The sequence below is a fragment of the Streptomyces sp. CRCS-T-1 genome (assembly GCF_024442335.1).
GTDB lineage: Bacteria > Actinomycetota > Actinomycetes > Streptomycetales > Streptomycetaceae > Streptomyces > Streptomyces koelreuteriae.
This window is the reverse complement of record NZ_CP101651.1, coordinates 7401992-7425005: the sequence shown is the minus strand read 5'-3', so window position 1 is coordinate 7425005 and position 23014 is coordinate 7401992. Positions and strand designations below refer to the sequence as shown.

At 72.3% G+C, this 23014-nt stretch carries 24 protein-coding genes; 12 read left to right on the top strand and 12 right to left on the bottom strand.

Features of this window, described 5'->3' with window-relative positions; translation table 11 throughout:
- Positions 1-448: 448 nt before the first annotated feature.
- Together NNW99_RS33730 and NNW99_RS33725 are read left to right on the top strand one after the other, a co-directional pair.
- Complete coding sequence (locus NNW99_RS33730) at positions 449-919, top strand: DUF5709 domain-containing protein (RefSeq protein WP_215122932.1); 471 nt, start codon at positions 449-451, stop codon at positions 917-919.
- 14 nt (positions 920-933) lie between these two features.
- Entirely contained in the window at positions 934-1179 is a 246-nt protein-coding gene (locus NNW99_RS33725; protein WP_215122931.1) for a type B 50S ribosomal protein L31, read from the top strand.
- A gap of 27 nt (positions 1180-1206) precedes the next feature.
- Here the strand turns inward: NNW99_RS33725 and NNW99_RS33720 are convergent, their stop codons facing one another.
- On the bottom strand, positions 1207-2001 hold the full coding sequence (locus NNW99_RS33720) for a metal-dependent hydrolase (RefSeq protein WP_215122930.1): 795 nt from the start codon (positions 1999-2001) through the stop codon (positions 1207-1209).
- A 144-nt stretch (positions 2002-2145) separates the two neighbouring features.
- Between NNW99_RS33720 and NNW99_RS33715 the strand changes: the two genes are divergently transcribed.
- The 4 genes from NNW99_RS33715 (at position 2146) to NNW99_RS33700 (ending at position 7391) form a co-directional block, all read left to right on the top strand.
- Complete coding sequence (locus NNW99_RS33715) at positions 2146-4659, top strand: RNA helicase (protein WP_215122929.1); 2514 nt, start codon at positions 2146-2148, stop codon at positions 4657-4659.
- Between the two features lie 37 nt (positions 4660-4696).
- Complete coding sequence (locus NNW99_RS33710; protein WP_215122928.1) at positions 4697-5569, top strand: acyl-CoA thioesterase II; 873 nt, start codon at positions 4697-4699, stop codon at positions 5567-5569.
- A gap of 148 nt (positions 5570-5717) precedes the next feature.
- On the top strand, positions 5718-6626 hold the full coding sequence (locus tag NNW99_RS33705) for a DMT family transporter (RefSeq protein WP_215124544.1): 909 nt from the start codon (positions 5718-5720) through the stop codon (positions 6624-6626).
- 15 nt (positions 6627-6641) lie between these two features.
- Positions 6642-7391 (top strand): SDR family oxidoreductase, encoded by a 750-nt coding sequence (locus NNW99_RS33700; protein ID WP_215122927.1) that lies wholly within the window; start codon positions 6642-6644, stop codon positions 7389-7391.
- A 4-nt stretch (positions 7392-7395) separates the two neighbouring features.
- Here the strand turns inward: NNW99_RS33700 and NNW99_RS33695 are convergent, their stop codons facing one another.
- The 3 genes from NNW99_RS33695 to NNW99_RS33685 all read right to left on the bottom strand — a co-directional run bounded on the left by NNW99_RS33695 (position 7396) and on the right by NNW99_RS33685 (position 9310).
- Positions 7396-7767 carry a VOC family protein gene (locus NNW99_RS33695; RefSeq protein ID WP_215122926.1) on the bottom strand — a complete coding sequence of 124 codons (372 nt, stop codon included), beginning with the start codon at positions 7765-7767 and terminating at the stop codon, positions 7396-7398.
- A gap of 64 nt (positions 7768-7831) precedes the next feature.
- Positions 7832-8770 (bottom strand): DUF6397 family protein, encoded by a 939-nt coding sequence (locus tag NNW99_RS33690; RefSeq protein ID WP_215122925.1) that lies wholly within the window; start codon positions 8768-8770, stop codon positions 7832-7834.
- Between the two features lie 126 nt (positions 8771-8896).
- Positions 8897-9310 (bottom strand): roadblock/LC7 domain-containing protein, encoded by a 414-nt coding sequence (locus NNW99_RS33685; RefSeq protein WP_215122924.1) that lies wholly within the window; start codon positions 9308-9310, stop codon positions 8897-8899.
- A gap of 104 nt (positions 9311-9414) precedes the next feature.
- On the opposite strand from NNW99_RS33685, the gene NNW99_RS33680 reads away from it, so the two are divergent.
- The gene (locus NNW99_RS33680; protein ID WP_215122923.1) at positions 9415-9843 is read left to right on the top strand and encodes a PPOX class F420-dependent oxidoreductase; all 429 of its coding nucleotides are present in this window, start codon (positions 9415-9417) and stop codon (positions 9841-9843) included.
- 18 nt (positions 9844-9861) lie between these two features.
- On the opposite strand, the gene NNW99_RS33675 is transcribed toward NNW99_RS33680, so the two are convergent.
- Genes NNW99_RS33675 through NNW99_RS33655 form a run of 5 tightly spaced genes read right to left on the bottom strand, consistent with a single transcriptional unit; the run spans position 9862 to position 14734 of the window.
- Entirely contained in the window at positions 9862-10467 is a 606-nt protein-coding gene (locus NNW99_RS33675) for an ATP/GTP-binding protein (RefSeq protein WP_215122922.1), read from the bottom strand.
- Positions 10468-10524: 57 nt separating this feature from the next.
- Positions 10525-10935: a DUF742 domain-containing protein gene (locus tag NNW99_RS33670; RefSeq protein WP_215122921.1), complete on the bottom strand. Its 411-nt coding sequence runs from the start codon at positions 10933-10935 to the stop codon at positions 10525-10527.
- A gap of 22 nt (positions 10936-10957) precedes the next feature.
- The gene (locus NNW99_RS33665; protein ID WP_215122920.1) at positions 10958-11395 is read right to left on the bottom strand and encodes a roadblock/LC7 domain-containing protein; all 438 of its coding nucleotides are present in this window, start codon (positions 11393-11395) and stop codon (positions 10958-10960) included.
- Complete coding sequence (locus NNW99_RS33660) at positions 11392-13908, bottom strand: nitrate- and nitrite sensing domain-containing protein (protein ID WP_215122919.1); 2517 nt, start codon at positions 13906-13908, stop codon at positions 11392-11394. Before NNW99_RS33660 ends, NNW99_RS33665 begins: the two co-directional genes overlap by 4 nt.
- A 52-nt stretch (positions 13909-13960) precedes the next feature.
- Entirely contained in the window at positions 13961-14734 is a 774-nt protein-coding gene (locus NNW99_RS33655; RefSeq protein WP_215122918.1) for an MHYT domain-containing protein, read from the bottom strand.
- A gap of 152 nt (positions 14735-14886) precedes the next feature.
- Here NNW99_RS33655 and NNW99_RS33650 point away from each other — a divergent pair, with 152 nt between their 5' ends.
- Positions 14887-15486 (top strand): class I SAM-dependent methyltransferase, encoded by a 600-nt coding sequence (locus NNW99_RS33650; RefSeq protein ID WP_215122917.1) that lies wholly within the window; start codon positions 14887-14889, stop codon positions 15484-15486.
- Between the two features lie 9 nt (positions 15487-15495).
- Here NNW99_RS33650 and NNW99_RS33645 read toward each other — a convergent pair whose 3' ends face one another.
- A complete protein-coding gene (locus NNW99_RS33645; RefSeq protein ID WP_215122916.1) occupies positions 15496-16398 on the bottom strand; it encodes an oxygenase MpaB family protein in 903 nt (300 codons plus the stop codon).
- A gap of 96 nt (positions 16399-16494) precedes the next feature.
- Here NNW99_RS33645 and NNW99_RS33640 point away from each other — a divergent pair, with 96 nt between their 5' ends.
- Together NNW99_RS33640 and NNW99_RS33635 are read left to right on the top strand one after the other, a co-directional pair.
- Positions 16495-16794 (top strand): hypothetical protein, encoded by a 300-nt coding sequence (locus NNW99_RS33640; RefSeq protein ID WP_215122915.1) that lies wholly within the window; start codon positions 16495-16497, stop codon positions 16792-16794.
- A gap of 131 nt (positions 16795-16925) precedes the next feature.
- The gene (locus NNW99_RS33635) at positions 16926-17894 is read left to right on the top strand and encodes a hypothetical protein (protein ID WP_215122914.1); all 969 of its coding nucleotides are present in this window, start codon (positions 16926-16928) and stop codon (positions 17892-17894) included.
- Positions 17895-17981: 87 nt separating this feature from the next.
- Here NNW99_RS33635 and NNW99_RS33630 read toward each other — a convergent pair whose 3' ends face one another.
- Positions 17982-18164, bottom strand: coding sequence for a hypothetical protein (locus NNW99_RS33630; protein WP_215122913.1), 183 nt, complete (start codon positions 18162-18164; stop codon positions 17982-17984).
- 283 nt (positions 18165-18447) lie between these two features.
- On the opposite strand from NNW99_RS33630, the gene NNW99_RS33625 reads away from it, so the two are divergent.
- Both NNW99_RS33625 and NNW99_RS33620 read left to right on the top strand, forming a co-directional pair.
- Complete coding sequence (locus NNW99_RS33625) at positions 18448-21288, top strand: DEAD/DEAH box helicase (protein ID WP_370869177.1); 2841 nt, start codon at positions 18448-18450, stop codon at positions 21286-21288.
- Positions 21285-22562, top strand: a complete 1278-nt coding sequence (locus NNW99_RS33620) for an SWF or SNF family helicase (protein ID WP_215122912.1) — start codon at positions 21285-21287, stop codon at positions 22560-22562. The genes NNW99_RS33625 and NNW99_RS33620 overlap by 4 nt, the downstream gene beginning before the upstream one ends.
- Here the strand turns inward: NNW99_RS33620 and NNW99_RS33615 are convergent.
- The gene (locus NNW99_RS33615; protein ID WP_215122911.1) at positions 22551-22871 is read right to left on the bottom strand and encodes a hypothetical protein; all 321 of its coding nucleotides are present in this window, start codon (positions 22869-22871) and stop codon (positions 22551-22553) included. The two genes, NNW99_RS33620 and NNW99_RS33615, sit on opposite strands and share 12 nt — an antisense overlap.
- Between the last annotated feature and the right edge of the window lie 143 nt (positions 22872-23014).

Below are 23014 nucleotides of genomic sequence, written 5' to 3'. Positions count from 1 at the left end.
GAAGTCGACGCGTCCGGACGGCCGACCCAGCTCGGCATGTCCGGAGTGGTCGGCCACGCGGCGACGGCCGGGCCGGGCGGCCGGGACCCACACGGCCCTTGGCCGGCCGGCAGCCGCCGATCTCGCGGACACGGCCGCCGTCAGCAGGGGTGACCAGCCCACTCGCCCCGCCCCTGGGCGATAGACAGATCGGGATTCCACCCACCGGGCGGAGGGCCCCGGCGTCTGCGGCAGGCCAGAGTCCTCAAGGGCACGGCCGAGCCCCCGGCAGGGGCCCGTGGCGTTGCGCGGGGACGAGGCCGGGTGGAAGGCTGGAATCAGGCACCGGCTCGGGGAACGCCCGGGAACCGGAGCGGTTCGGCGGCGGGCGGCGTCAGTGCTCCGTGCGGCGGCGGCCCGGCGCGGGCCCCGGTGAGAACGGGCCCGTCCCCACCCCCTGGAGGTACCCGTGAACAGGTCCGACGGTTGGGGAGACGATGTCTACCAACCGGATCAAGACGAGCAGCGAGAGGACACGGGGCTGCTCGACGCCGAGGACACCCTGGTGGACGACGGCGTCGACGATCCCCTGGACCGGGGCTGGTCCCCTCCCGAGCGGCCCTGGGCCGTCGAGCACCTCGGTGTGACGGCGGCCGAGCGGCACGCGGGCGAGACGCTGGACCAGCGGCTCTCCGAGGAGCTGCCGGACGCCGCCGCCCCCGACGGTGACGGCCTCGGGGACTGCCAGGGCACCGACGGGGAACTCCTGGACAACGAGGTCGGCGACGCCCGCTCCGGCCGGCTCGTGGCACCCGACGAGGGCGCGCACGAGGACGAGGAGAGCGCGCTGGTCGCCATGGACGTGGGCATCGACGGCGCCGCGGCGTCGGCCGAGGAGGCCGCCGTGCACGTCGTCGACGAGGACACCCTGTCCGGCTGAGACGAGGAGCATCCATGCAGCAGGACCAGCACCCCGACTACCACCCCGTCGTCTTCCGCGACCGGACCGCCGGATACGCCTTCCTGACCCGGTCCACCGCGACCAGCGGCGAACGCATCGAATGGGACGACGGCGAGACCTACCCCGTCGTGGACGTGGAGATCTCCTCGGAGAGCCACCCCTTCTACACGGGCAAGGCCCGCACGGTGGACTCGGAGGGCCGGGTCGCCCGGTTCGAGCGGCGGTACGGCGGCGCCTGAGCCCCGCCTTTCAGGCCCGGGGCGCGCTCAGATGAAGTTGAGCGCCGCCGCGCAGCCCACCCCGCCGAGCAGCATGAACACCGGCATCAGCACCCTGAGCTCGACCCAGCTGCCCGCCCGGAACCGCAGGGCCTTCGGCGGCCCGAGCGGGTACCAGCGCTTGCGCCCCACGGGTATGGGCCACAGGATCGGGCACCCGGACACGGTGAGCGCGTCCCCGATGTCGTGGACGATCGCCCCCAGCACGACCGGCAGCCCCAGCCACAGGTACTCCTGCCCCGGCGCCGCGAACAGCCAGTCCGCGCCGTTGCCCGGCTTGTCCAGGACACCCGCGAGGATCCACGCCGTGGTCGCGGCCAGCAGCCACACCAGGACATCGCTGCTGGAGCCGCGCGCCGCCCGCCACAGCAGACCCTCGATGGCCAGGACCATGTGTACGAAGAGGATCGCCAGCACGCCCCAGCGGTCACTGGTGATCGCCACGACCGAGGTGCCCGCACCGATCAGGACCGCCCACAGCCAGGTGTGCGTGAGCGTCCGGTGCCCCCCGGAGCGGCGCGGGTCGCCCGGCTTCCTCGTCGCCTTGTAGACGGCGTACGACAGCTTGTCCACGATCTCGCACAGCCAGCGTGAGAGCGGTCCGAAGGACCGGGAGATGGTGGCGGCCTTGTGGTCGAGGTCCGGGGCGAGCGCGGCACCGGCGCAGATCAGGGCACCCACGAGGAGGACCGGCCAGGGCATCGGGTGCCCGGCCGCGGCGGCCGCCGCGCCGACGCCGAGCCAGGCGGCGGCGCCCGACAGTGAGTGTGCTGGTCCCATCATGGCCGTTGCCGCCCCATTCCTCGTGTGCCGCTGTCCAGTTGACCGGGTGCGCTGACATGTCGTCGGCGACCCAGCGTAGCGTTCGTGATCTTCGAGCCCGCAGCCGATTCCCCCATCGGGCATCAGGCCAGGCAAGATGGGGGCGTGACCCTCATCGATCAGCTCCCGCGGACCCCCGACCCCGATGCCTTGTACGAAGCCTTCGAGTCGTGGGCCGGCGAGCGGGGTCTCACGCTCTATCCCCACCAGGAGGAGGCGCTGATCGAGGTGGTCTCCGGCGCGAACGTGATCGTGTCGACACCCACCGGTTCCGGCAAGAGCATGATCGCGGCGGGTGCGCACTTCGCCGCGCTGGCCCGCGACGAGGTCACCTTCTACACGGCTCCGATCAAGGCGCTGGTGTCGGAGAAGTTCTTCGAACTGTGCAAGATCTTCGGCACCGAGAACGTCGGCATGCTGACCGGCGACGCGTCCGTGAACTCCGACGCCCCCGTCATCTGCTGCACCGCCGAGGTCCTGGCGTCGATCGCGCTGCGCGACGGCAAGGACGCGGACGTCGGCCAGGTCGTGATGGACGAGTTCCACTTCTACGCGGAGGGCGACCGCGGCTGGGCCTGGCAGATCCCGATCCTGGAACTGCCGCAGGCGCAGTTCGTGCTGATGTCGGCGACGCTCGGCGACGTCTCCTTCTTCGAGAAGGACCTCACCCGCCGCACCGGCCGCCCCACCGCGGTGGTCCGCTCGGCGACCCGCCCGGTGCCGCTGTCGTACGAGTACCGCTACACCCCGCTCACCGAGACGCTGACCGACCTGCTGGAGGCCCGGCAGGCGCCCGTCTACATCGTGCACTTCACGCAGGCGCAGGCCGTGGAGCGGGCGCAGGCGCTGATGAGCATCAACATGTGCTCGCGTGAGGAGAAGGAGCGGATCGCCGAGCTGATCGGCAACTTCCGCTTCACCACGAAGTTCGGCCGCAACCTCTCCCGCTACGTCCGGCACGGCATCGGCGTCCACCACGCGGGCATGCTGCCCAAGTACCGCCGCCTGGTGGAGAAGCTGGCGCAGGCCGGTCTGCTGAAGGTCATCTGCGGCACGGACACGCTCGGCGTGGGCGTCAACGTCCCCATCCGCACGGTGCTGTTCACGGCCCTCACCAAGTACGACGGCACTCGCGTACGCACCCTGCGGGCCCGGGAGTTCCACCAGATCGCGGGCCGCGCCGGGCGGGCCGGTTTCGACACGGAGGGCTTCGTCGTCGCGCAGGCGCCCGAGCACGTCGTGGAGAACGAGAAGGCGCTGGCCAAGGCGGGCGACGATCCGAAGAAGCGCCGCAAGGTCGTCCGCAAGAAGGCGCCGGAGGGCTTCGTCGCCTGGTCGGAGCAGACCTTCGAGAAGCTCATCGGTTCCGAACCGGAGCCGCTGGCCTCCCGGTTCCGGGTGACGCACACGATGCTGCTGTCGGTGATCGCCCGCCCCGGCAACGCCTTCGAGGCGATGCGCCGCATGCTGGAGGACAACCACGAGCCGCGCAAGCAGCAGTTGCGGCACATCCGCCGGGCCATCGCGATCTACCGTTCGCTGCTGGACGGCGGCATCGTCGAGAAGCTCGACCAGCCGGACGCCGAGGGCCGCATCGTCCGCCTCACGGTGGACCTCCAGCAGGACTTCGCGCTCAACCAGCCGCTGTCCACGTTCGCGCTCGCCGCGTTCGAACTGCTGGACCCCGAGTCCCCGTCGTACGCCCTCGACATGGTGTCCGTCGTGGAGTCGACGCTCGACGATCCGCGGCAGATCCTCGCCGCCCAGCAGAACAAGGCGCGCGGCGAGGCCGTCGCCCTGATGAAGGCCGACGGGGTCGAGTACGAGGAGCGCATGGAGCGGCTCCAGGACATCACGTACCCCAAGCCCTTGGAGGAGCTGCTCTTCCACGCGTACGACACCTACCGCAAGAGCCACCCCTGGGTCGGCGACCATCCGCTGTCGCCGAAGTCGGTCATCCGTGACATGTACGAACGGGCGATGTCCTTCACGGAGCTGGTGTCCCACTACGAGCTGGCCCGCACCGAGGGCATCGTGCTGCGCTATCTCGCCAGCGCCTTCAAGGCCCTGGACCACACCGTCCCCGACGACCTCAAGTCCGAGGATCTGGAAGACCTGATCGCCTGGCTGGGCGAGATGGTGCGCCAGGTCGACTCCAGCCTGCTGGACGAGTGGGAGCAGCTGGCCAACCCGGCGGAGATGACCGCCGAGGAGGCCCAGGAGAAGGCCGACGAGGTCAAGCCGGTCACCGCGAACGCCCGCGCCTTCCGCGTGCTGGTCCGCAACGCCATGTTCCGCCGGGTCGAGCTGGCCGCCCTCGACCAGGTCGAGACGCTGGGCGAGATGGACGGGGAGTCCGGCTGGGACGCCGACGCGTGGGGCGAGGCGCTGGACAAGTACTTCGACGAGTACGAGGACCTCGGCACCGGCCCCGACGCCCGCGGCCCCAAGCTGCTGCTCATCGAGGAGGAGCCGGAGAACGCCCTGTGGCGGGTCCGGCAGATCTTCCACGACCCGAACGGCGACCACGACTGGGGCATCAGCGCGGAGGTCGACCTGACCGCCTCCGACGCGGAGGGCCGTGCCATCGTCCGCGTCACCGACGTCGGCCAGCTGTGAACGGCCGGACCGCAGCGACCACAGGAGAGTTCCACTCATGACGACGAACCCGGCCGAGAGACTCGTCGACCTGCTCGACCTGGAGCAGATCGAGGTCAACATCTTCCGCGGCCGCAGCCCGCAGGAGTCCCTGCAGCGGGTCTTCGGCGGCCAGGTGGCGGGCCAGGCCCTGGTCGCCGCCGGCCGCACCACGGAGGGCGACCGCCCGGTGCACTCGCTGCACGCGTACTTCCTGCGCCCGGGCATCCCAGGTGTGCCGATCGTCTACCAGGTCGAGCGGGTGCGCGACGGGCGGTCGTTCACGACCCGCCGGGTCACCGCCGTGCAGCAGGGCCGGACGATATTCAATCTCACCGCCTCCTTCCACAAGCCGGAGGAGGGCAGCTTCGAGCACCAGCTGCCGCCGGCCCGCAAGGTCCCGGACCCGGAGTCCCTGCCCACGGTCACGGACGAGATCCGTGAGCACCTGGGCGCGCTGCCCGAGCAGCTGGAGCGGATGGCCCGCCGCCAGCCCTTCGACATCCGCTATGTGGACCGGCTGCGCTGGACCACCGAGGAGGTCGAGGACTCCGAACCGCGCAGCGCGGTGTGGATGCGCGCGGTCGGACCGCTGGGCGACGACCCGCTGGTCCACACCTGCGCCCTCACCTACGCCAGCGACATGACCCTCCTGGACGCCGTCCGCATCCCGGTGGAGCCGCTGTGGGGCCCGCGGGGCTTCGACATGGCGTCCCTGGACCACGCGATGTGGTTCCACCGCCCGTTCCGCGCCGACGACTGGCTGCTGTACGACCAGGAGTCGCCGATCGCGGTCGGCGGCCGCGGTCTGGCCCGGGGCCGGATCTACGACACCGAGGGCCGGCTGGTCGTCTCGGTCGTGCAGGAGGGACTCTTCCGCAAGCTGGACTGACCGGTTCGCGGCCCGTCCGGCCCGGCCTTGCGCCGCTCGGGGCACGCGCGCTTCGGCACTCCGTTCGCGCCCGTGCCCCGATCCGGTGACCATGGCAGGAGGAGGCACCGCAGGCGTCACACGCCCGCCGATCCGGGAGGTGGCCACGCTGCACACCGTGCTCCCCGTCGTCTTCGCGGTCTGCGCGGCCCTCAGCAACGCCGTCGCGACGGTGCTGCAACGCAAGGCGGCGCTCACCGTGCCACGCTCCCAGGGGCTGCGGGCCGGGCTGATCCTCGATCTGCTGCGCCGGCCCGTGTGGCTGGCCGGCATCCTCGCGGTGATCGGCGCCGCCGTCTGCCAGGCGCTGGCGCTGGCTACCGGGCCGCTGACGATCGTGCAGCCGCTGTTCGTGCTGGAGCTGCCGCTCACCCTCATCGTTGCCTCTCTTCTGATGCACCGGCATCTGCCGGGCGCGGGCTGGCTGGCCGTGGCGGTTGTGGTGGCAGGGCTGGCGGTGGCGCTGGCCGCCGCGTCCCCCTCGGGCAATCGCACCCATGTGGAGCTGGACCGCTGGATTCCGGCGCTCGCCGTGTGCGCGGGCGCGGTCGTCGCCCTCGCCCTCGCCGCCCTCAAGCGCCCGGAGGGCCGCGCCCGGGCCGCCTGCCTGGGTGCCGCGACGGCGATCAGCTACGCGGTGACCGCGGCCCTGATGAAAGCCGCCATGCACATCCTGGATGAGCAGGGACTCGTGGGTTTCTTCACCGCGTGGCAGACGTACGCCTTCGCCGCGACCGGCGTGTGCGCCCTGTTTCTGCTGGAGAACTCCATGCAGGCCGGCCCGCTCGTCGCCTCGCAGCCCGCCCTCACCCTCGGCGACGCGCTGGTGAGCCTCGCCCTCGGCATCCTCCTGTACGAGGAGACGATCCGCTCCGGGTGGTGGCTGCTGCCCCAGTTGTTCGGCGTCGCGCTGATCGCCGCGGGGGTGCTCGCCCTGGCACGGATCCCGCTCACCCAGTCGCTGGTGGCTCCGGGTGAGGCTCCGGGCGGGGAGCGTCAGACAGCGGGAGCACCCTGAGCCGAGGAGGTCACGATGGAGCGTCTCAGTGAACAGGTGGCGATCGTCACCGGTGGGGCCGGGGGCATCGGAGCCGCGGTGTCCCGCGCCCTCGCGGCCGAGGGCGCCTCCGTGGTGGTCACCGACATCCGGGACACCGAGGGGGCGGACCTGGCGGCCGGCCTCGGCGGCCGTTCTCGCTACCTCCATCTGGACGTCAGCCGCGAGGACGACTGGCAGCGGGCCCTCGCCGAGACGGAGCGGGACCTGGGCCCGGTCTCGGTCCTGGTCAACAACGCGGGGATCGTCGACTGGGGCCCGATGGAGGAGCAGAGCCCCGAGGCCTTCCGCCGGGTCGTCGACGTCAACCTCACGGGCGCCTGGCTGGGCATGCGGGCGGTGGCACCGTCGCTGCGTCGGGCCGGGGGCGGTGTGATCGTGAACATGTCCTCCCTTGCGGGGCTGACCGCCTACGCAGGTGTCGGGGCGTACGCGGCCGGCAAGTGGGGCCTGCGGGGCCTGACGAAGGTCGCCGCGCTGGAACTCGCGCCCGACCGGGTCCGGGTCTGCTCCGTCCACCCCGGTGCCATCCGCACCCCGATGACGGCCGGCTTCGGCGACGCGTACACCGCGGGGCAGCCCATCCCCCGGTTCGGCGAGCCCGAGGAGGTCGCCCGCATGGTGCTCTTCATCGTCGCCGAGGCGACCTTCTCGACGGGCTGCGAGTTCGTCGTGGACGGCGGCATCCTGGCCGGGGCGCCGACCGTTCTGAATCCTGACGAGTGACCGATCAGGGTTCCTGGAGCACGGACAGCACATTCCCGGCGGGGTCGGTGAACCAGGCGATCAGCGGACCGCCGCCGCGGAAGATGCCCTTCTCGTCTGGCTTGAGGTGGTCGTAGTGCTCGAACTTCACGCCTCTCTTCGTCAGCTCGTCGACCGCGGCCTCGATGTCGTCGACGGGGAAATTGAGGATGGTGAACGATGCGGGAGTGTGGTCCTGCTTGGGATAGACCAGGGTGTCCCGGTCGCCAGCGATGTGCAGGAACAGCAGGCCGTTCTCCTCCGACACCCGGAGTCCGAGGGTGTCGCCGTAGAACGCCTTGGCCGCGTCGATGTCGTTCACCGAGAACCCGCTGAACGCCTTCGTCTCACTGAACATGATCGCCTCCTGGAATGGTCTCCTCAGAATTCCGACCGGGATGCGTCCGCAAACTCATCGCTTTTCATCCTGAATGTCGCCGGCCTCTGCGGTGCAGCCATCCCAGAAGGCCGTGTGGAGGAGTGCGGTCCGGGGCCTCGGGCCGGTCTCCGGCCGGAGCCGGGGGTGGCGCGGTCGGCTCTGCGGGTGATGCCGGGGCGGGTTCACGGGCCGGTTCCGGGACGGGACGCGGTGCCGGGTGGTGCCTTCGCGCGGTCTCCATCGTGTGAGCCAGGTCCGCCAGGAACCAGGCCACTTCGTCCGGCTCGCTCGCCGTCATCAGGGTCTCGGCCCGTTCCGCGGCGGGTGAGCCGGGGGCGCCGTGCGCCGGGAGGCGGGGACGGAGGAGGTCCAGGTGGGCGCGCTCGTAGGGGTCCGTGACGGCTTCCGCCACGTCGGCGGGGTCGAGAAGAGCGGCGACGGCCGCCGCGTGAGCCCACGCGTCGTGCCCGTCCTGCCGCGTCAGGAACCCGACCTGGCGTCCCCGCCAGTTGCGGGGCCGCCGGTCCAGCCCGTCCTTCTGCCCTTCCCGGATCTGTGCGGGTGTGCGCCCCTTCAGCAGCCGGGCGTTGCTCCCCTCTGCCGCGAACTGCCGGAGTTCCTCGGCCAGATACAGCCAGACGACCGCCCGGTAGCGGTTGAGGTAGAACCTGACCGGCACGAGCAGGCCGTAGCGGGCGAGACTCGTGAATCTGGCGGGCGTCACGCCCAGAAGTCCGGCGCCCTCACTGGTGCCGACGGTCGCGACGCGCTCGCGCAGCACCTCCGGGAAGCGGTCCTCGGCGCGCAGCCGGTCGATCTCGGCGCGGGCGACGCACAGCCCTCCGCCCCCTTCGTCCGGGACGGTCCGGATGAGCCCGAGATTCACGGCGAGGTCGAAGTCACCGCGCTTGAGGTCGAGTTCGCGGGCGGCCCGGCTCGGAGCGAGGATGAGGCGGTCGGGTTTCGCGATGGTGCCTGACATGGTCGGTCTCCCCCGTGGAGTCGGCGGCTCACGCCGTGTGCGGTCGCCGTGAGAAAACCGTAGCCGATCCGGCACTCTGCGTGACGAGCCTGTGGATAACTCCGCGAGGGAAGACGACTCCGCAGGTCAGACGTCTGTGGCCGGTTTCCGTTCGGGCTGGCGGGCATCCACGTCCAAGTGCTCGCCGACCCGGTTCACCAGAAGGGTCATCTCGTAGGCGATCTGGCCGATGTCGGCCTCGGCGCCGCTGAGGACGCACAGACAGCTTCCCGTGCCGGCCGCGGTGACGAAGAGCACCGCGTCGTCGAACTCGATCATCGTCTGGCGTACGCTGCCCGCGCCGAAGTGCCGTCCCGAGCCCTTGGCCAGGCTGTGCAACCCGGACGACACGGCCGCGAGGTGCTCCGCGTCCTCGCGGCGCAGTCCCGTGCTCGCCCCGGTCACCAAGCCGTCGTTGGACAGGACCAGTGCGTGCCGCACCTGGTGGACGCGCTCGGTCAGGTCGTCCAGCAGCCAGTCGAGTCCCTGGTTCTGCGCCATGTTCCGATCTCCCCGTTTTCTCCCCGTGCGATTCTCCCCCTGGCCGGAGGATCTCCACGCCAGCCTTCCCCACGACCGCTGCCGGGGCAAGGAGGATGGGAGCCATGGCAGAGAAGATGACCGACGCGCAATGGCGGGAGTTCGTTTCCCACGGCACCCGCACCGCGAAGCTCTCCACCGTCAGGGCCGACGGGAGCCCGCACGTGGCCCCGATCTGGTTCCTGCTGGACGGGGACGAGGTGGTGTTCAACACCGGCGAGAACACCGTGAAAGGGCGCAATCTCGCCCGTGACGGCCGGGTCGCCCTGTGCGTGGACGACGACCGGCCGCCGTACTCCTTCGTCGTGGTCCAGGGCCGCGCCCGCCTGGTGAGCGACCTCGACGAGGTCAGGCACTGGGCCACCCGCATCGGCGCCCGGTACATGGGCGACGACCGCGCCGAGGAGTTCGGCGCCCGCAACGGCGTCCCGGGCGAGCTGCTCGTCCGTGTCGCCGTCGACAAGGTTCTGGCGGAGCGGGACATCGCGGACTGACCGCGCGCGTACCCCCGGTCAGCCGACCGAGTCGAGGAGCCGGGCGGTGTGCATCCGCCCGGCGTACTCGACCAGCCTGATCAGCACCTCCTTCCCCGAGTCGCGGTCCCTGGCGTCACACAGCACCACGGGCGTCCCCCGGTCGAGGTCCAGGGCGCGGGAGACGTCGGGGGCACCGTGCTGCCGGGCGCCCGGGAAGCAGTTGACGGCCACCACGAACGGGATGCGCCGGTGCTCGAAGTAGTCGACCGCCGGGAAGCAGTCCTCCAGGCGGCGGGTGTCCGCGAGCACCACCGCGCCGAGCGCCCCTTGTGACAACTCGTCCCACAGGAACCAGAACCGGTCCTGGCCAGGCGTGCCGAACAGGTAAAGGGAGAGCCCGGACCGGATGGTGATGCGTCCGAAGTCCATGGCGACGGTCGTGGTGGTCTTGTGGTCCACGCCGTCGGTGTCGTCCACCGACTGCCCCGCTTCGCTGAGCAGTTCCTCGGTGCGCAGCGGCCGGATCTCGCTGACGGCGCCCACCAGCGTGGTCTTGCCCACGCCGAATCCGCCGGCGACCAGGATCTTCAACGCCAGTGCGGCGGAGTCGCCGTCGGATGCGTCGGAGTGCTCGGAGACCATTGATCACTTCTCTCGTGTCGGGTGGGGTGTGCGTCCCTGGTGGGGGTGTGTGGTCCGCTACAGCGCCCTCAGTCCCGCGATCACCTCGCGCAGGATCCGTTCGTCGGGCAGCTGGGCCGGCGGTACGGGGCGGCTGACGGTGACGCAGCCCAGTTCCAGGAGGTCGCCGAGGAGGACCCTGATCACACCCACGGGCAGGTCCGCTCCGGCGGCGAGTTCGGCGACCGACTGGGTCTCCGGGCGGCACAGGTCGAGGAGGGTCCGGTGTTCTGGGCCGAGCGGGGCGTCGTCCACGCCGGGCGCGCCGGGGTCCAGCGTGACCAGGGCGATCAGGTCGAACCGCACGCCGGTGGGCCCGGACCGGGTGCGTCCGCCCGTCATGGCGTAGGGGCGGACGAGCGGGCCGGCGTCCTGGTCGTACCACTGGCTGCCCTGCTCGCTCAGGGTGCCCGTCATGTCCTCGGTCATCTGCGCGAACCGCTCTCTCGGCTCATCCGGCGGCGGGCGGCCGCGCGCCGGCGCGGGGCGCCGTGCCGAGGTGCTCGCCGACGCGTTTGACCAGGCGGGCCATCTCGTACGCCACAAGGCCGATGTCGGCGGTCACGGCGGTGAGCAGGGCGAGGCAGGAGCCGTCGCCGGCGGCGGCCACGAAGAGGAACGCCTCGTCCATCTCCACCATGGTCTGGCGGACCCCGCCTGCGCCGAAGTGCCGTCCCGCTCCCTTGGCGAGGCTGTGGAAGCCCGAGGCGACCGCCGCGAGGTGTTCGGCGTCCTCGCGCCGCAGACCGGTCGAGGCGCCCACGGCTAGGCCGTCGTTGGAGAGGACGACGGCATGCCGGATGTCGCTCACGCGGAGCACCAGATCGTCCAGCAGCCAGTCGAGTTCGCCGGAGCGCCGGGCGGCACGCGTGCTCGGGTCCTGGATCATGCGGGGTCTCCTTCGCTGCTGTCTCTGCCCGTCACGGGGCCGGGAGTGGCGCCGCGGCCGGGTTTCCTGCCGCCGCCGCGTGCCCAGCCGTCGCGGTACGCCGCCATGCGGTCGCGTACGACTTCGGGGGTACGTTCGTCGTCCCGGGGGGCCGGCGTGGGCGGCGGTTCCTCGGGGCGCCCCTCGCGCAACTGCGGGGCGAGGCTGGCCTGTCGTACGCGACGCGGGAGGTCCTCGGAGCCTTCGGGTTGCTCCTGGGGTCGGTGCAGTCGCAAGGTGGCGACTCCTGGGGGTGGGGTGTGGCTCGTGGGCTCGGCAGCGGCCGGGACCGGGGCCACGAGGGCGCGCCGGTCGGCCGGTGCGGGGACGACGTCCCGGAGCGGGGTGTCGTCGGGCACGCGCGCGTGGGCGCGTTCCTCGGGCCGCGGCGGATGGGCCGCCTCACCGGGGGAACGTTCCGTCGCCGCGGTGTGCAGGAGGGCGGTGGGCAGCAGGACGACGGCGGTGGTGCCGCCGTAGGGCGAGGTCTTCAGGTGGACCTTGACGTCGTGCCGGGCGGCGAGCCGGCTGACCACGAACAGGCCGAGCCGGTCGCTGTCGAACAGGTCGAGTGCCTCGGACTGCTCGATGCGCCGGTTGGCCTCGGCGAGGGTCTCCTGGCCCATGCCGAGGCCGCGGTCCTCGACCTCGACGGCGTAGCCGTTGCCGACGGGTTCGCCGGTGACGCGCACGCGTGTGTGGGGCGGTGAGAACTGCGCCGCGTTCTCGATGATCTCGGCGAGCAGGTGGGTGAGGTCGGCGACGGCCGTGCCGATGACGGCCGCTTCGGGGAGTTGCCGTACCTCCACGCGCGCGTAGTCCTCGACTTCGGAGACGGCCGCCCGGACCACGTCGGTCAGGACGACGGGCATGCGCCAGGCCCGGCCGGGGGCGGCTCCGGAGAGGATGATCAGGCTCTCCGCGTGGCGCCGCATACGGGTGGTGAGGTGGTCGAGGCGGAAGAGGTCGCTCAGTTCGTTCGGGTCGTCGGAGCGGCGTTCCATGCTGTCGAGGAGGCTCAGCTGCCGGTGGACGAGGATCTGGCTGCGGCGGGCGAGGTTGACGAAGACGCCGGAGATGCCGCTGGCGAGCTCGGCGCGTTCCACAGCGGCCCGCAGCGCGGCGCGGTGGACCGTGTCGAGGGCTTCGGCGACCTGCCCGGCCTCGTCCTCGGCGGGTGGTCCCGACGGCGCTTCCGCCCGGATGTCGATCTCCTCGCCCGCGCGCAGTCTCCGCATGGCCTCGGGGAGTTTGCGCCGGGCGATCTCCAGGGCGCCGTTGCGCAGGCTCACCAGTTCCACCACCAGGCCGCGTCCGATGCGTACGGAGATGACGAGCGAGGCGGCGACGGCGGCGAGTCCGAGCAGAACGGCGGCGCCGGCCGGGGTGAGCAGTCCTCGGGTGAACGGGTCGGCCCGTCGCGCGACGCCGCGTGCCGCCTCGTTCTCGATCGTGCGCATGCCGTGCTGCACGCGCGTGTGGGCGGTGTTCCAGGTGCTCTCGGGCACGGTCTCGACCGCCTTGGCGCCCGGCCCGCGGGCGAGGATGCCCTCCTCGGCGTCGCTCAGGCCCGCATACGCGCTGCTGTCGGCGAGGGCGTTCCACGCGGAGTGTTCGGTGCCGCGCAGGTCGGCCACGGACGACGCCGTGAGGGTGCGGCGCAGGTCGACGGCGCCGGTGAAGAGCCGCAGCCGCTCCCCGGTCAGGGTGCCGGACAGCCGGGCGCTCGCCAGCACCGCGTCCTCCTGGGCCAACGCCTCGCCCGCGCGGGCGAATTCGAGCAGCACGCGCGCGTCGGAGCCGAGGTCGGCGTCCCGGATGCCGGTGAGGGCACCACCGGCGCCGAAGGCGGCCGAGATGGTCCGGGTGTAGCGGCCGTACGTCTCGGCCCAGCCCACGCGCCGGTCCTGTACCGCGGTCCGCAGCGGCGGCAGTTCCTCGGCGCCGGTGACGAACGCCTCCAGTCGGCGGTCGACGCCGGCGGGCAGTTCCTCGCTGTCGGCGACGGTGCTGCCCTTGCCGAGGCGGAGTTTCGCGACGGCGCGATCGGTGCGCCGGGCGAGTTCGTCCAGTTCGCCGGACGGTACGGCCGACGGGTCGGTGGCGTGGCGTACGGCGGCCGCGCGTTCGGCCTGGAGGGCGGCGACCGCCGCGGAGACGGGGGCGCGGACCGTGGCGTCCACGCGCTGGACCTGCCGCAGCCGGGAGACGTCCTGGGCGGTGGTGACCGTGGCGTAGGCCCACAGGGCCAAGAGGGAGACGACCGGCACCATCAGCAGGCAGACGATCTTGGCGCGCACGGTGCGCGGGCGTATGTGCCAGCCCTCCACGCGCGTGACCGTCCCGTCCGGTGCGGCGCCCGAGGGCGCCTCCGGGCCCTCGTCGGCCGGTGGCCCGGCGTGCGCGCGGCGACCGCGCACGGGCGGGGGCGGCGCCTCGGCGCCGGTTGTGGGGCTCCTACGGGGTGTACGCATGGCTCCTCGCTCGGGAGTGGTTCGGGCCGTGCGCGGCCGGGCCGGACAGGGCCTAGGGGGCGACGCTCTCGACCGGCCGCTGGGCCGAGGCGGACGCCTCGCGCTCGCCTGCCGTCGGCGAGAGCGCGACGAAGGCCGAGGTCAGGAAGAGGTAGGACCCGAGACCGACGGCGAGGGGGAAGATGAACTGCATCGCCGTCGCCCCGGGCAGGACCGCCCCGGAGGGCGTGACCCGCACGCTCACCGCGAGCATCCCGGTGTAGTGCATGCTGCTGACGGCCGCGCCCATGATCAAGGAGGCGATGGTGACCGCGACGGGCGACTTGATGTTGAGCGCCGCCCACAGGGCCGCCGTCGCCGCGACGACGGCGATCAGGACGGAGAGCCCGACGAGCACCGGGTCGTAGGTCACGTCGCCGTGCAGACGAACGGCCGCCATGCCCAGGTAGTGCATGCTCGCGACACCGAGGCCGGTGGTGAGGCCGCCGAGGAAGAGGGCCCGGCCGCGGTCCCGGCCGTAGCCGACGGCGAAGACGCCGGCGCAGACGACGACCATGGCGACGAGCAGGCTCAGCAGGGTGAGCGGAACGTCGTAGCGGATGTCGGTGCCGGTGACGGCGAAGCCGAGCATGGCCACGAAGTGCATGGTCCAGATGCCGGTGCCGATCGCCGAGGCGGCGGTGACGAGCCAGTTGCGGCGCGAGCGCCCGGTGGCGGCGAGGGCGCGGACGGTGCAGCGCAGTCCGAGCGCGGCGCCTGTGCAGGCCATCGCGTACGACAGCACGGGGGTCAGCCACCCCAGGGCGGCGTGGTCCAGGTGTCCCATGGCCCCGGGACGCTAGACCCGGCATGGGCGCACGAAGGGGGCGCATTTCGAAAGGTGTTGGAATATGACGCAAGGATGTACCGGAACGATCGCGTCACGCTCGAACATGTGCACCGGGGCGTGATCCGTGCCGGTGAGGAATCATGCGGTACATGAGCGACGACCAGACGCGTGTCCAGGAGTTCTTCACCGCCCGCGCCGCCGACTGGGACAGCCGGTTCCCGGACGACGGTCCGGCCTACGCGGCGGCGGTCGCCGAGCTGGGACTGCGCGCGGGTGACCGGGTGCTCGACGCGGGGTGCGGCACCGGACGGGCCCTGCCGCCGCTGCGTGCCGCCGTGGGGCCCTCGGGGAGCGTCCTCGGGGCCGATCTGACCCCGGCCATGCTGCGGGAGGCCGTACGGGCCGGACGGGACCGTGACGGGCAGCTGCTGCTCACGGATGTCGCCGCGCTGCCCTTGCGGTCGCGGTCGCTGGACGCGGTGTTCGGGGCGGGACTCGTCTCGCATCTGGCGAGTCCGGCGGAGAACCTGCGCGAGCTGGCGCGTGTGGTGCGTCCTGGTGGTGTGCTGGCGCTGTTCCATCCGATCGGCAGGGCGGCACTGGCCGCCCGCCACGGCCGCCCGCTCACCCCGGACGATCTGCGGGCCGAGCCCAACCTCCGGCCGCTGCTGGCCGGTTCCGGGTGGCGCATGACGTCGTACGTCGACGAGGACACCCGCTTCCTGGCGCTCGCCGTCCGCGAGGACTGAGCCGCCGCGTCACCCTGCCTCGGTGCCCGTCGCCTCCGCCTGCCGTACGGGGCAGCCTCTGAGGCCCGGGACCGGCCGCGTGCCGAGGTCGGCGAGCCGGTATCCGTACGGGTAGCCCTTGATCTCCCAGTTCTGGCGGGCGAAGTGCGGGGCGCGCCGGGGTGCCGTCAGCCGGACGGCGCGCCCTCGCAGCCGTACGGCACGACGCACCCACGCGCGCGTGGCCGGGCTCGGCGGGGTGTAGCGGAAGGCGTGCAGGAGTGGGTCGTCGAGCAGCGCGAGGGTCGTGGTGCGCAGCAGGGGTGCGAGCGGGCGCGGGTACCAGGACGCCATCAGGTCGAGCGTGGCGTCCGAGACCCGCCGGGCGTCCGGGTCCCAGGCGAAGTGGGCCGCCTCGTAGTCGTCGAGGCAGGTCTCGAACTCCTCGTACGTCTCGGGGATGTCCTTGATGCCCATGTGCCGGCCCAGCGTGCCGTAGTGGACAGCGCTGGCGACGATCTCGTGGCGCGACATCCTGCGCCATCCGTAGGCGTCGATCCACCGTTTGGGCATCACGACGAAGGTGCAGAGCACGTAGCGCATGTCGTCGTCGCTGATGTCATAGGCGCGGTGCATCTGGTTGATGCGGCGGATCGCGGTCTTTCCCCGGTCGCTGCCGAAGCCGTGCTCGACGACGGCATCGAGGAGCAGCGAGGTGTCGTCGTAGCGCTTCTGCGTCCGCTCCGTGAGCTCCGCCGTCCGCGCGAGCAGGCGGCCGATGCTCGGTACGGCGTAGGTGCGGTACAGGGCCAGTTCCAGAGCGCGGGTGAAGTCCCAGGGGAACTCGTACGCCACGCTCAGCCGGTAGATGTCCGTGGCCTCCCGGTACGGGTCCATCCGCCGGATCCGCACCAGCCGGTCGAAGCGTCTCACCGTGTCCCCCTTCTGCCACAGGATCTCCAACTTTACGTTGGTGGCCGGGAGATGAAAGATCAGACACAACAACCGCACAGGGGGAAGGTGGTCAGCATGTGGGGCAGGTTCCGCAAGGCCGGGGGAAGAGTGGCCGACGCCTTGCGCACGGAGGCCAAGACCGACGGGGACAAACGTCCACACAACCTTTTCGAGGCCGCCGCGGTCTATGTCGCGGCGGGCGCGGAGGACGACCAGGAGCGGGCCGACGAGGCGGCCGGCTGGGTGTCGCCGGAGGCCTTGTCGTTCGGGGTGAACGAGCTGGCCTGCCGGGCCGTCATCGCGCTCGCACGGGAACGCGGCGAGTCGCCGCGGACCGTGGCCCGTGAGTTGCTGGGGCTGCCTACGGCGCCGTGAGCACGGTCCGGACGGCCGATTCGCCCCGTCCGCCGGAAAATTGCAGCTCGGGTGCGCTTGCGGGGCCGTGACAAGCGGCTTCCGCGCGCACTAGGGTGCGCGCCGTTGGACGAACCGATGGGGAGGCTGGGATGGCCGGGACGGACGAGGACGTCGTCGCCGCCGCGGACGACGCGCTCTATGTGCTCACGGCGGTACTGCTGACGCCTGCGAAGTTCCCGAGCGTCCTCGGCGACGACTATCCGGAGGCGTGCGCGGCGCTCGGTCTCGCACCGCTCGCCGAGGGATACGGGCTGGTGCTCGGCCAGGACGGCGACGGCTCCCGCTGGACCGTCGCCATCGACGACGTCTCCCTGGTCGCCGTCGCGATCGCCTCCTGGGACTGCGGCATGGAGTACGAGCTGTCGCCCGACGAGCGCTCCGTCGTCGCGGCCCTGCCAGGCTGGCCGCTCGCGGTCGCCGTCGCGGCGCCCGGAGTGCCCGCGCCGCACGATCCCGACCCGGAGGCCGACGACCGGCCGCCGCTGGCTCCGCCGGACACCACCGTCTGGGGGCCGGCCCAGCGGCGCCTGGGCGCGGACGAGATCGCGCTGCAGTGGGCGACATGGCGGGAGCAGGTCGACGACTCGGCCTTCGTTGCACCGGGTTCTTCGAAGGCGCCGGGTTCTTCGAAGGCGCCAGATACCTCGGAGGCGCTGGAGGCTTCGGAAGCACCAGGGTCTTCGGAGGCGCCGGAAGCCTCGGAGAAGCTGGAGTCCTCGACAGCGCCGGGCGACGACGAGGGCCAGGCGGCCGACACCCCGGACGAGAGCGCGGAGAAGGCTCTGCCGAGTCACAGCGGCATCCGGCGAGTCCTCGCGGAGGCCCGCACCTACATCGACTCGCCGCCGCCGCTGGGACGGGTCCGGTCGTCGTTCGCGACGGCCGACGCCCGGACCCTGCGGGCGGACGGCCCGGGCTGGTCGCTCGTGGCCAGGACCGACGACATGGCCTTCGTGCTGCTCGACGAGGAACCCGGCGAGGTCCTGCCGGTGGGCCGGGGGCCGGAGCTGCCGGGGCTCCTCGAAGCGCTCGACAAGATGGCCGTACGGCCGAACTGATCCGGGGGAATCCAGGTCGTCCGGCTGGTCCGTCTGATCCGGCGACGGTCTCGGCCGCGCCGGGTCAGCGCCTCGGCGGCCGCATTCCTAGCGGCCGATCTCCTTGCGGGTGGCTCGGCGCAGCCTGCGGCGCTGCGACGGGTCCAGCGCGAGATACGCGGCGGCCGGGACCCCCAGGATGATCAGGAGCGCTGCCCACCAGGGCAGCCAGATCAACAGGATGAGCCCGACCGCCACACCACCTGCGGCGATCTTGGCGTTCTTGGACATGTCTGTCGCCTCCTTCGCGGCCACTGCCGCTCTCTGTCTCGAAAACGGGCCCGCGCCCGCGGCGGTTCCTGACCGCGACCCTGAGACATCCCTGAGGTGCGACCCCTACACACCCCTGACCCACTCATAGTGACTCGGATCACACCTCAGTCATACCCGTGTACGCCAGACGTGCTGTACCCTCGGCGACTCCACCCCGCTAGTCAAGTTTGAGGAATTAGCCATAAGCGAGCATCCGACTCTCCCGGCACCCTCCTCCGCACTCTCCTCCGCACCTCCCCCCTTGTCCCCCGAATGGGCCCACTGCCGCGCCGTGTTCCTGCCCGGCGACCCGGCCCGCACCGGCCACATCGCCTTCTGGCGCCCCGACGGCGAAGCCCTGCGGGCCATGGCATCGGCGTCCGCCACCGACCTGACTGTCGCCGTCCCCGGCAGCGAGGGAATCGAGGCGGAGAGCGTGCCCGCCGTCCTGCTGCCGGTGCGCACGGCCCTGCCGGTCCTCACCCGCGCAGGGGTGAGCGCCCAGGGGCACCGGTCCACCGTGTTCTGGGGCGCGGCGGCCGTGCACGCCCTGCACCTCGTGGCGCGCGGTCTGCTGCTGCCGGGACTGTCCCAGGGCGACCACGACGCCTGGCGGACGGGTCCCCTGCATGCCCAGGACGTCGAGGCCGTCCGCAGGCTCGCCGCCGCGATGCCGCCCGAGGCGCACTCCGTGCCGCTCGCGGGATCGGGGCCGCTGCGGCTGCCCGACCCGGAGCGGCTTCTGCGCGCCTTCCTCGACGCCGTCGCCGACACGCTGCCCCGCTCCCCCGCCGCGCCGCTGGTGACCGGCGGTGCCGCGTACGCGTCGCCCGAGCCGGTGCTCCTGCCCGAGCAGCGCGCCTGGGCCGCCGATGTCGCGGCGGGCCATGACGCGGGCGTGCGGCTGTCGCTGCGGATCGAGGCACCCGGTCTGACGGACGCGGCGGCCGACGCGGACGTGACGTTCCGGGCCGTGCTCCAGGTGCACAGCGTGAGCGATCCCGCACTGGTCGCGGACGCCGCCGACGTCTGGGCCGGTGCCGGGGGCGAGGCCTTCGGCCCGCGCGCCCGGATGGACGTCCTGCTCGCCCTGCGCCGCGCGGCCCGGGCCTGGGACCCGCTCACGCCACTGCTGTCGGCGACCGTGCCGGACGCGGTCGAACTCGCCGACGAGGAGGTCACCGCACTGCTGGGCGCGGGCGCCCGTGCGCTCGCGGCGGCCGGGGTCGACGTGCACTGGCCGAAGGGACTGACCCGCGAGTTCACCACGCGCGCGGAGGTGGGGCCGATGGGTCCCAGCGGCGACGGCGAGGAGGAGCAGGAGTCCGGCAGGTCCGTCGCGGCCCTGCCGTCGTTTCTGTCCGCCGACGCGCTGCTCTCCTTCAACTGGTCGTTCGCGCTGGGCGACCGGCGGCTGAGCCGCGAGGAGCTGGACCGGCTCGCCGAGGCCAAGCGTCCCGTGGTGCGGCTGCGTGACCAGTGGGTCCTGATCGACCCTCAGGAGGTACGGCTCGCCCACTCCCGGCAGGACCACAAGGTCACACCGGTCGACGCGCTGGGCGCGGCCCTGATGGGCTGGGCCGAGGTGGAGGGCAGCCGGGTCGAGGTGCGGCCCACCGGGTGGCTTGCGGCCCTGCGGGAGCGGCTCGCGGACCCCGAGGCGCAGCGGCCCGTGGAGCAGCCCGCCGCCCTCGCGGCCACCCTGCGGGACTACCAGAGGCGGGGCCTGAACTGGCTCGCCGGTATGACGTCCCTGGGCCTCGGCTGCTGTCTCGCCGACGACATGGGGCTCGGCAAGACGATCACGCTGATCGCCCTGCATCTGCACCGGCAGACCGACGCCGAGTCCGCCGGGCCCACCCTGGTGGTCTGCCCGACGTCCCTGATGGGCAACTGGCAGCGGGAGATCGAGCGGTTCGCGCCCGGCACCCCCGTGCGGCGCTTCCACGGCACTCGGCGCAGCCTCGACGACCTGGCCGACGGGGAGTTCGTGCTCACGACGTACGGCACGATGCGCCTGGACGCGCCCCGGCTCACCGGGGTGCCGTGGGGCCTGCTCGTGGCGGACGAGGCCCAGCACGTGAAGAATCCGTACTCCTCGACCGCGCGGGAACTGCGGGCGATCGGCGCACGCGCGCGTGTGGCGCTCACCGGCACCCCGGTGGAGAACAACCTGTCGGAGCTGTGGGCGATCCTCGACTGGACCACTCCGGGGCTGCTGGGCCGGCTCGGCACCTTCCGCAGGCGGTACGCGCAGGCCGTCGAGGGCGGTCAGGACCCGGCCGCCGCGGACCGGCTGGCCCGGCTCGTACGGCCGTTCCTGCTGCGCCGCCGCAAGGCGGACCCGGGGATCGCGCCCGAGCTGCCGCCGAAGACCGAGACCGATCACGCCGTGTCGCTCACCCAGGAGCAGACGGGTCTGTACGAGGCGGTGGTACGCGAGGCGCTGGCGGAGATCTCCGGCGCCGGCAGCATGGCGCGACGCGGCCTGATCGTGAAGCTGCTGACCGGCCTCAAGCAGATCTGCAACCACCCGGCGCAGTACCTCAAGGAGGAGAGCCCGGTGATCGCCGGACGCTCCGGGAAGCTGGAACTGCTGGACGAACTGCTCGACACGATTCTCGCCGAGGAGGCGGGCGTACTGGTCTTCACGCAGTACGTGCAGATGGCCCGCCTCCTCGAACGGCATCTGGCCGCCCGCGGCACACCCTCGCAGTTCCTGCACGGCGGGACGCCCGTCGCCGAGCGCGAGGCCATGGTGCGGCGCTTCCAGGACGGCGAAGTGCCGGTGTTCCTGCTGTCGTTGAAGGCGGCGGGCACCGGTCTGAACCTCACCCGGGCCGAGCACGTCGTGCACTACGACCGCTGGTGGAACCCGGCCGTCGAGGCGCAGGCCACCGACCGCGCCTACCGCATCGGCCAGACCCGGCCCGTGCAGGTGCACCGCGTCATCGCGGAAGGAACCATCGAGGACCGCATCGCCGAACTCCTCATCCGCAAGAAGGAGCTGGCGGACTCCGTCCTGGGCTCCGGCGAGGCGGCGCTCACGGAGCTGTCGGACGCGGAACTGGCGGAACTGGTCGAACTGCGAGGGGCGCGATGAATCGACACGACGGAGACATGGAGCGCACGTTCGCGGCACTGCCGCCCGCGCGCGGCCGGGGCTTCGCGCAGACCTGGTGGGGCCAGGCCTGGCTGAAGTCACTGGAGGACACGGCGCTGGACTCGGCGCAGCTCAAGACGGGCCGTCGGCTCGCCCGGGCGGGAGCGGTCGGCGCGGTGTCGGTGCGCCCGGGGCGGCTGACGGCCGTCGTCCAGGACCGCGACCGCACGGCACACCGGGCCGATGTCCTGCTGGCGGAGCTCTCATCCGAACAGTGGGACCACTTCTTGGACATGACGGTGGAGCGGGCCGGGCATGTGGCGGCGCTGCTGGACCGGGAGATGCCGCCGCACCTGGTCGAGGACGCGGCGGCCGCAGGCGTCGAACTACTGCCGGGCCTGGGCGATCTGGAGCCCAAGTGCGACTGCGACGCCTGGGACCACTGCGGGCACACGGCAGCGCTCTGCTACCAGGTGGCACGGCTGCTGGACCAGGACCCGTTCGTCCTGATGCTGATGCGGGGCCGGGACGAAGCCGCCCTGCTGGACGCTCTCCAGACCCGCGGCGGCGGATCCCCCGCGGAGTCCTCCGGGCCGGAGGGTGTGGACGCGGCCGAGGCGTACGCGGCCGGTGACATCCTCCCTCCGCTGCCGGACCTGCCCGGACTCCCGGGCGAGCCGGGGGTGCCACGGTCCCTGGACACCGAGACCCCGCCCGCTCCCGGCATCGACCCGGCCGCGCTGGAGTTCCTGGCCGCGCGGACCGCCGTACAGGCCCACCGCCTGCTCGCGGAGGCCCTCCGGGGTGCCTCCGAAGCGGAGTTGACTCTGACGCAGGACGCGGTGCGGCTGGCCGCAGGCAATCCCGGACGCGAGGTGGCGGACCGTCTCGCCGACGGGTCGGGACGGGGCCCGGAGGCGCTCGAAGCAGCGGTCCGTGCCTGGCACCTCGGCGGTACGGCCGCACTGGCCGTGCTCGACGAGGAGTGGCAGGTGGAGGGCGAAACGCTCGCACGCGCGCGTGCCGCCCTGGAGTCGGCCTGGGACACGGACGAGCGGCCGGAGCTGCGGGCGAGCGGCAACCGGTGGACGGTCGTCGGCGCACCGGTCCAGCTGCGCCTCGGCCGGGACGGCCGATGGTGGCCGTACGTCGAGGAACGCGGCCGCTGGATGCCCGCGGGAGGCGCCGCACAGGATCCGGCGACGGCCCTGACGACGGCGGATCCGGCCGCCGGGGACGGATCAGCGCCGGAGGAGGCGCCTCTACGGCAGTAGCTCGCCGGTGTCCAGGGACGGGAGGAGCGATTCGAGGTCGCTGGGCAGATCGCTCGGCAGCCGGCTCGGAAAGTCCGACGGCAGCCGGGTCCGCAGCTCGCTGGGCACTTCGGTGGGCAGCTTGGTGGGGATGCCGTAGGACGGGGCAGGGGTGCGGCTCGTGCTCCCGGCGGGCGGCTCCCGGTCCGGCGAGTCGTCGCCTCCCCTGGCCATCAGCACCACCGCGCACACGGCTGCGGCGGCCACGAGCACGGTGATCAGGATGAGCAGCGGATTCCGCCGCTGAGGCGGTACGGGCGGCATGGCCATACCGACCAGGGTCACCGTGCACCGCTCAAGGCGCGAGCGGTGCACGGGAGTTGCTACGGACTCATGGCGTGGATCGCATGATTCCGTAGCATTCCAGGCGGTACGGCCGACGCCCGCACAGGCACGCGTCCACGCGCGCGTGT

Excerpts from the sequence above, each read along its gene's own strand:
- NNW99_RS33660 (WP_215122919.1), bottom strand. The coding sequence starts at position 13,908 with ATGCGTACACCCCGTAGGAGCCCCACAACCGGCGCCGAGGCGCCGCCC.
- NNW99_RS33725 (WP_215122931.1), top strand. The coding sequence starts at position 934 with ATGCAGCAGGACCAGCACCCCGACTACCACCCCGTCGTCTTCCGCGAC.
- NNW99_RS33710 (WP_215122928.1), top strand. The coding sequence starts at position 4,697 with ATGACGACGAACCCGGCCGAGAGACTCGTCGACCTGCTCGACCTGGAG.
- NNW99_RS33685 (WP_215122924.1), bottom strand. The coding sequence starts at position 9,310 with ATGGCGCAGAACCAGGGACTCGACTGGCTGCTGGACGACCTGACCGAG.
- NNW99_RS33620 (WP_215122912.1), top strand. The coding sequence starts at position 21,285 with ATGAATCGACACGACGGAGACATGGAGCGCACGTTCGCGGCACTGCCG.
- NNW99_RS33615 (WP_215122911.1), bottom strand. The coding sequence starts at position 22,871 with ATGGCCATGCCGCCCGTACCGCCTCAGCGGCGGAATCCGCTGCTCATC.
- NNW99_RS33670 (WP_215122921.1), bottom strand. The coding sequence starts at position 10,935 with ATGACCGAGGACATGACGGGCACCCTGAGCGAGCAGGGCAGCCAGTGG.
- NNW99_RS33640 (WP_215122915.1), top strand. The coding sequence starts at position 16,495 with ATGTGGGGCAGGTTCCGCAAGGCCGGGGGAAGAGTGGCCGACGCCTTG.
- NNW99_RS33680 (WP_215122923.1), top strand. The coding sequence starts at position 9,415 with ATGGCAGAGAAGATGACCGACGCGCAATGGCGGGAGTTCGTTTCCCAC.
- NNW99_RS33720 (WP_215122930.1), bottom strand. The coding sequence starts at position 2,001 with ATGATGGGACCAGCACACTCACTGTCGGGCGCCGCCGCCTGGCTCGGC.
- NNW99_RS33650 (WP_215122917.1), top strand. The coding sequence starts at position 14,887 with ATGAGCGACGACCAGACGCGTGTCCAGGAGTTCTTCACCGCCCGCGCC.
- NNW99_RS33630 (WP_215122913.1), bottom strand. The coding sequence starts at position 18,164 with ATGTCCAAGAACGCCAAGATCGCCGCAGGTGGTGTGGCGGTCGGGCTC.
- NNW99_RS33655 (WP_215122918.1), bottom strand. The coding sequence starts at position 14,734 with ATGGGACACCTGGACCACGCCGCCCTGGGGTGGCTGACCCCCGTGCTG.
- NNW99_RS33695 (WP_215122926.1), bottom strand. The coding sequence starts at position 7,767 with ATGTTCAGTGAGACGAAGGCGTTCAGCGGGTTCTCGGTGAACGACATC.
- NNW99_RS33675 (WP_215122922.1), bottom strand. The coding sequence starts at position 10,467 with ATGGTCTCCGAGCACTCCGACGCATCCGACGGCGACTCCGCCGCACTG.
- NNW99_RS33700 (WP_215122927.1), top strand. The coding sequence starts at position 6,642 with ATGGAGCGTCTCAGTGAACAGGTGGCGATCGTCACCGGTGGGGCCGGG.
- NNW99_RS33635 (WP_215122914.1), top strand. The coding sequence starts at position 16,926 with ATGGCCGGGACGGACGAGGACGTCGTCGCCGCCGCGGACGACGCGCTC.
- NNW99_RS33690 (WP_215122925.1), bottom strand. The coding sequence starts at position 8,770 with ATGTCAGGCACCATCGCGAAACCCGACCGCCTCATCCTCGCTCCGAGC.
- NNW99_RS33665 (WP_215122920.1), bottom strand. The coding sequence starts at position 11,395 with ATGATCCAGGACCCGAGCACGCGTGCCGCCCGGCGCTCCGGCGAACTC.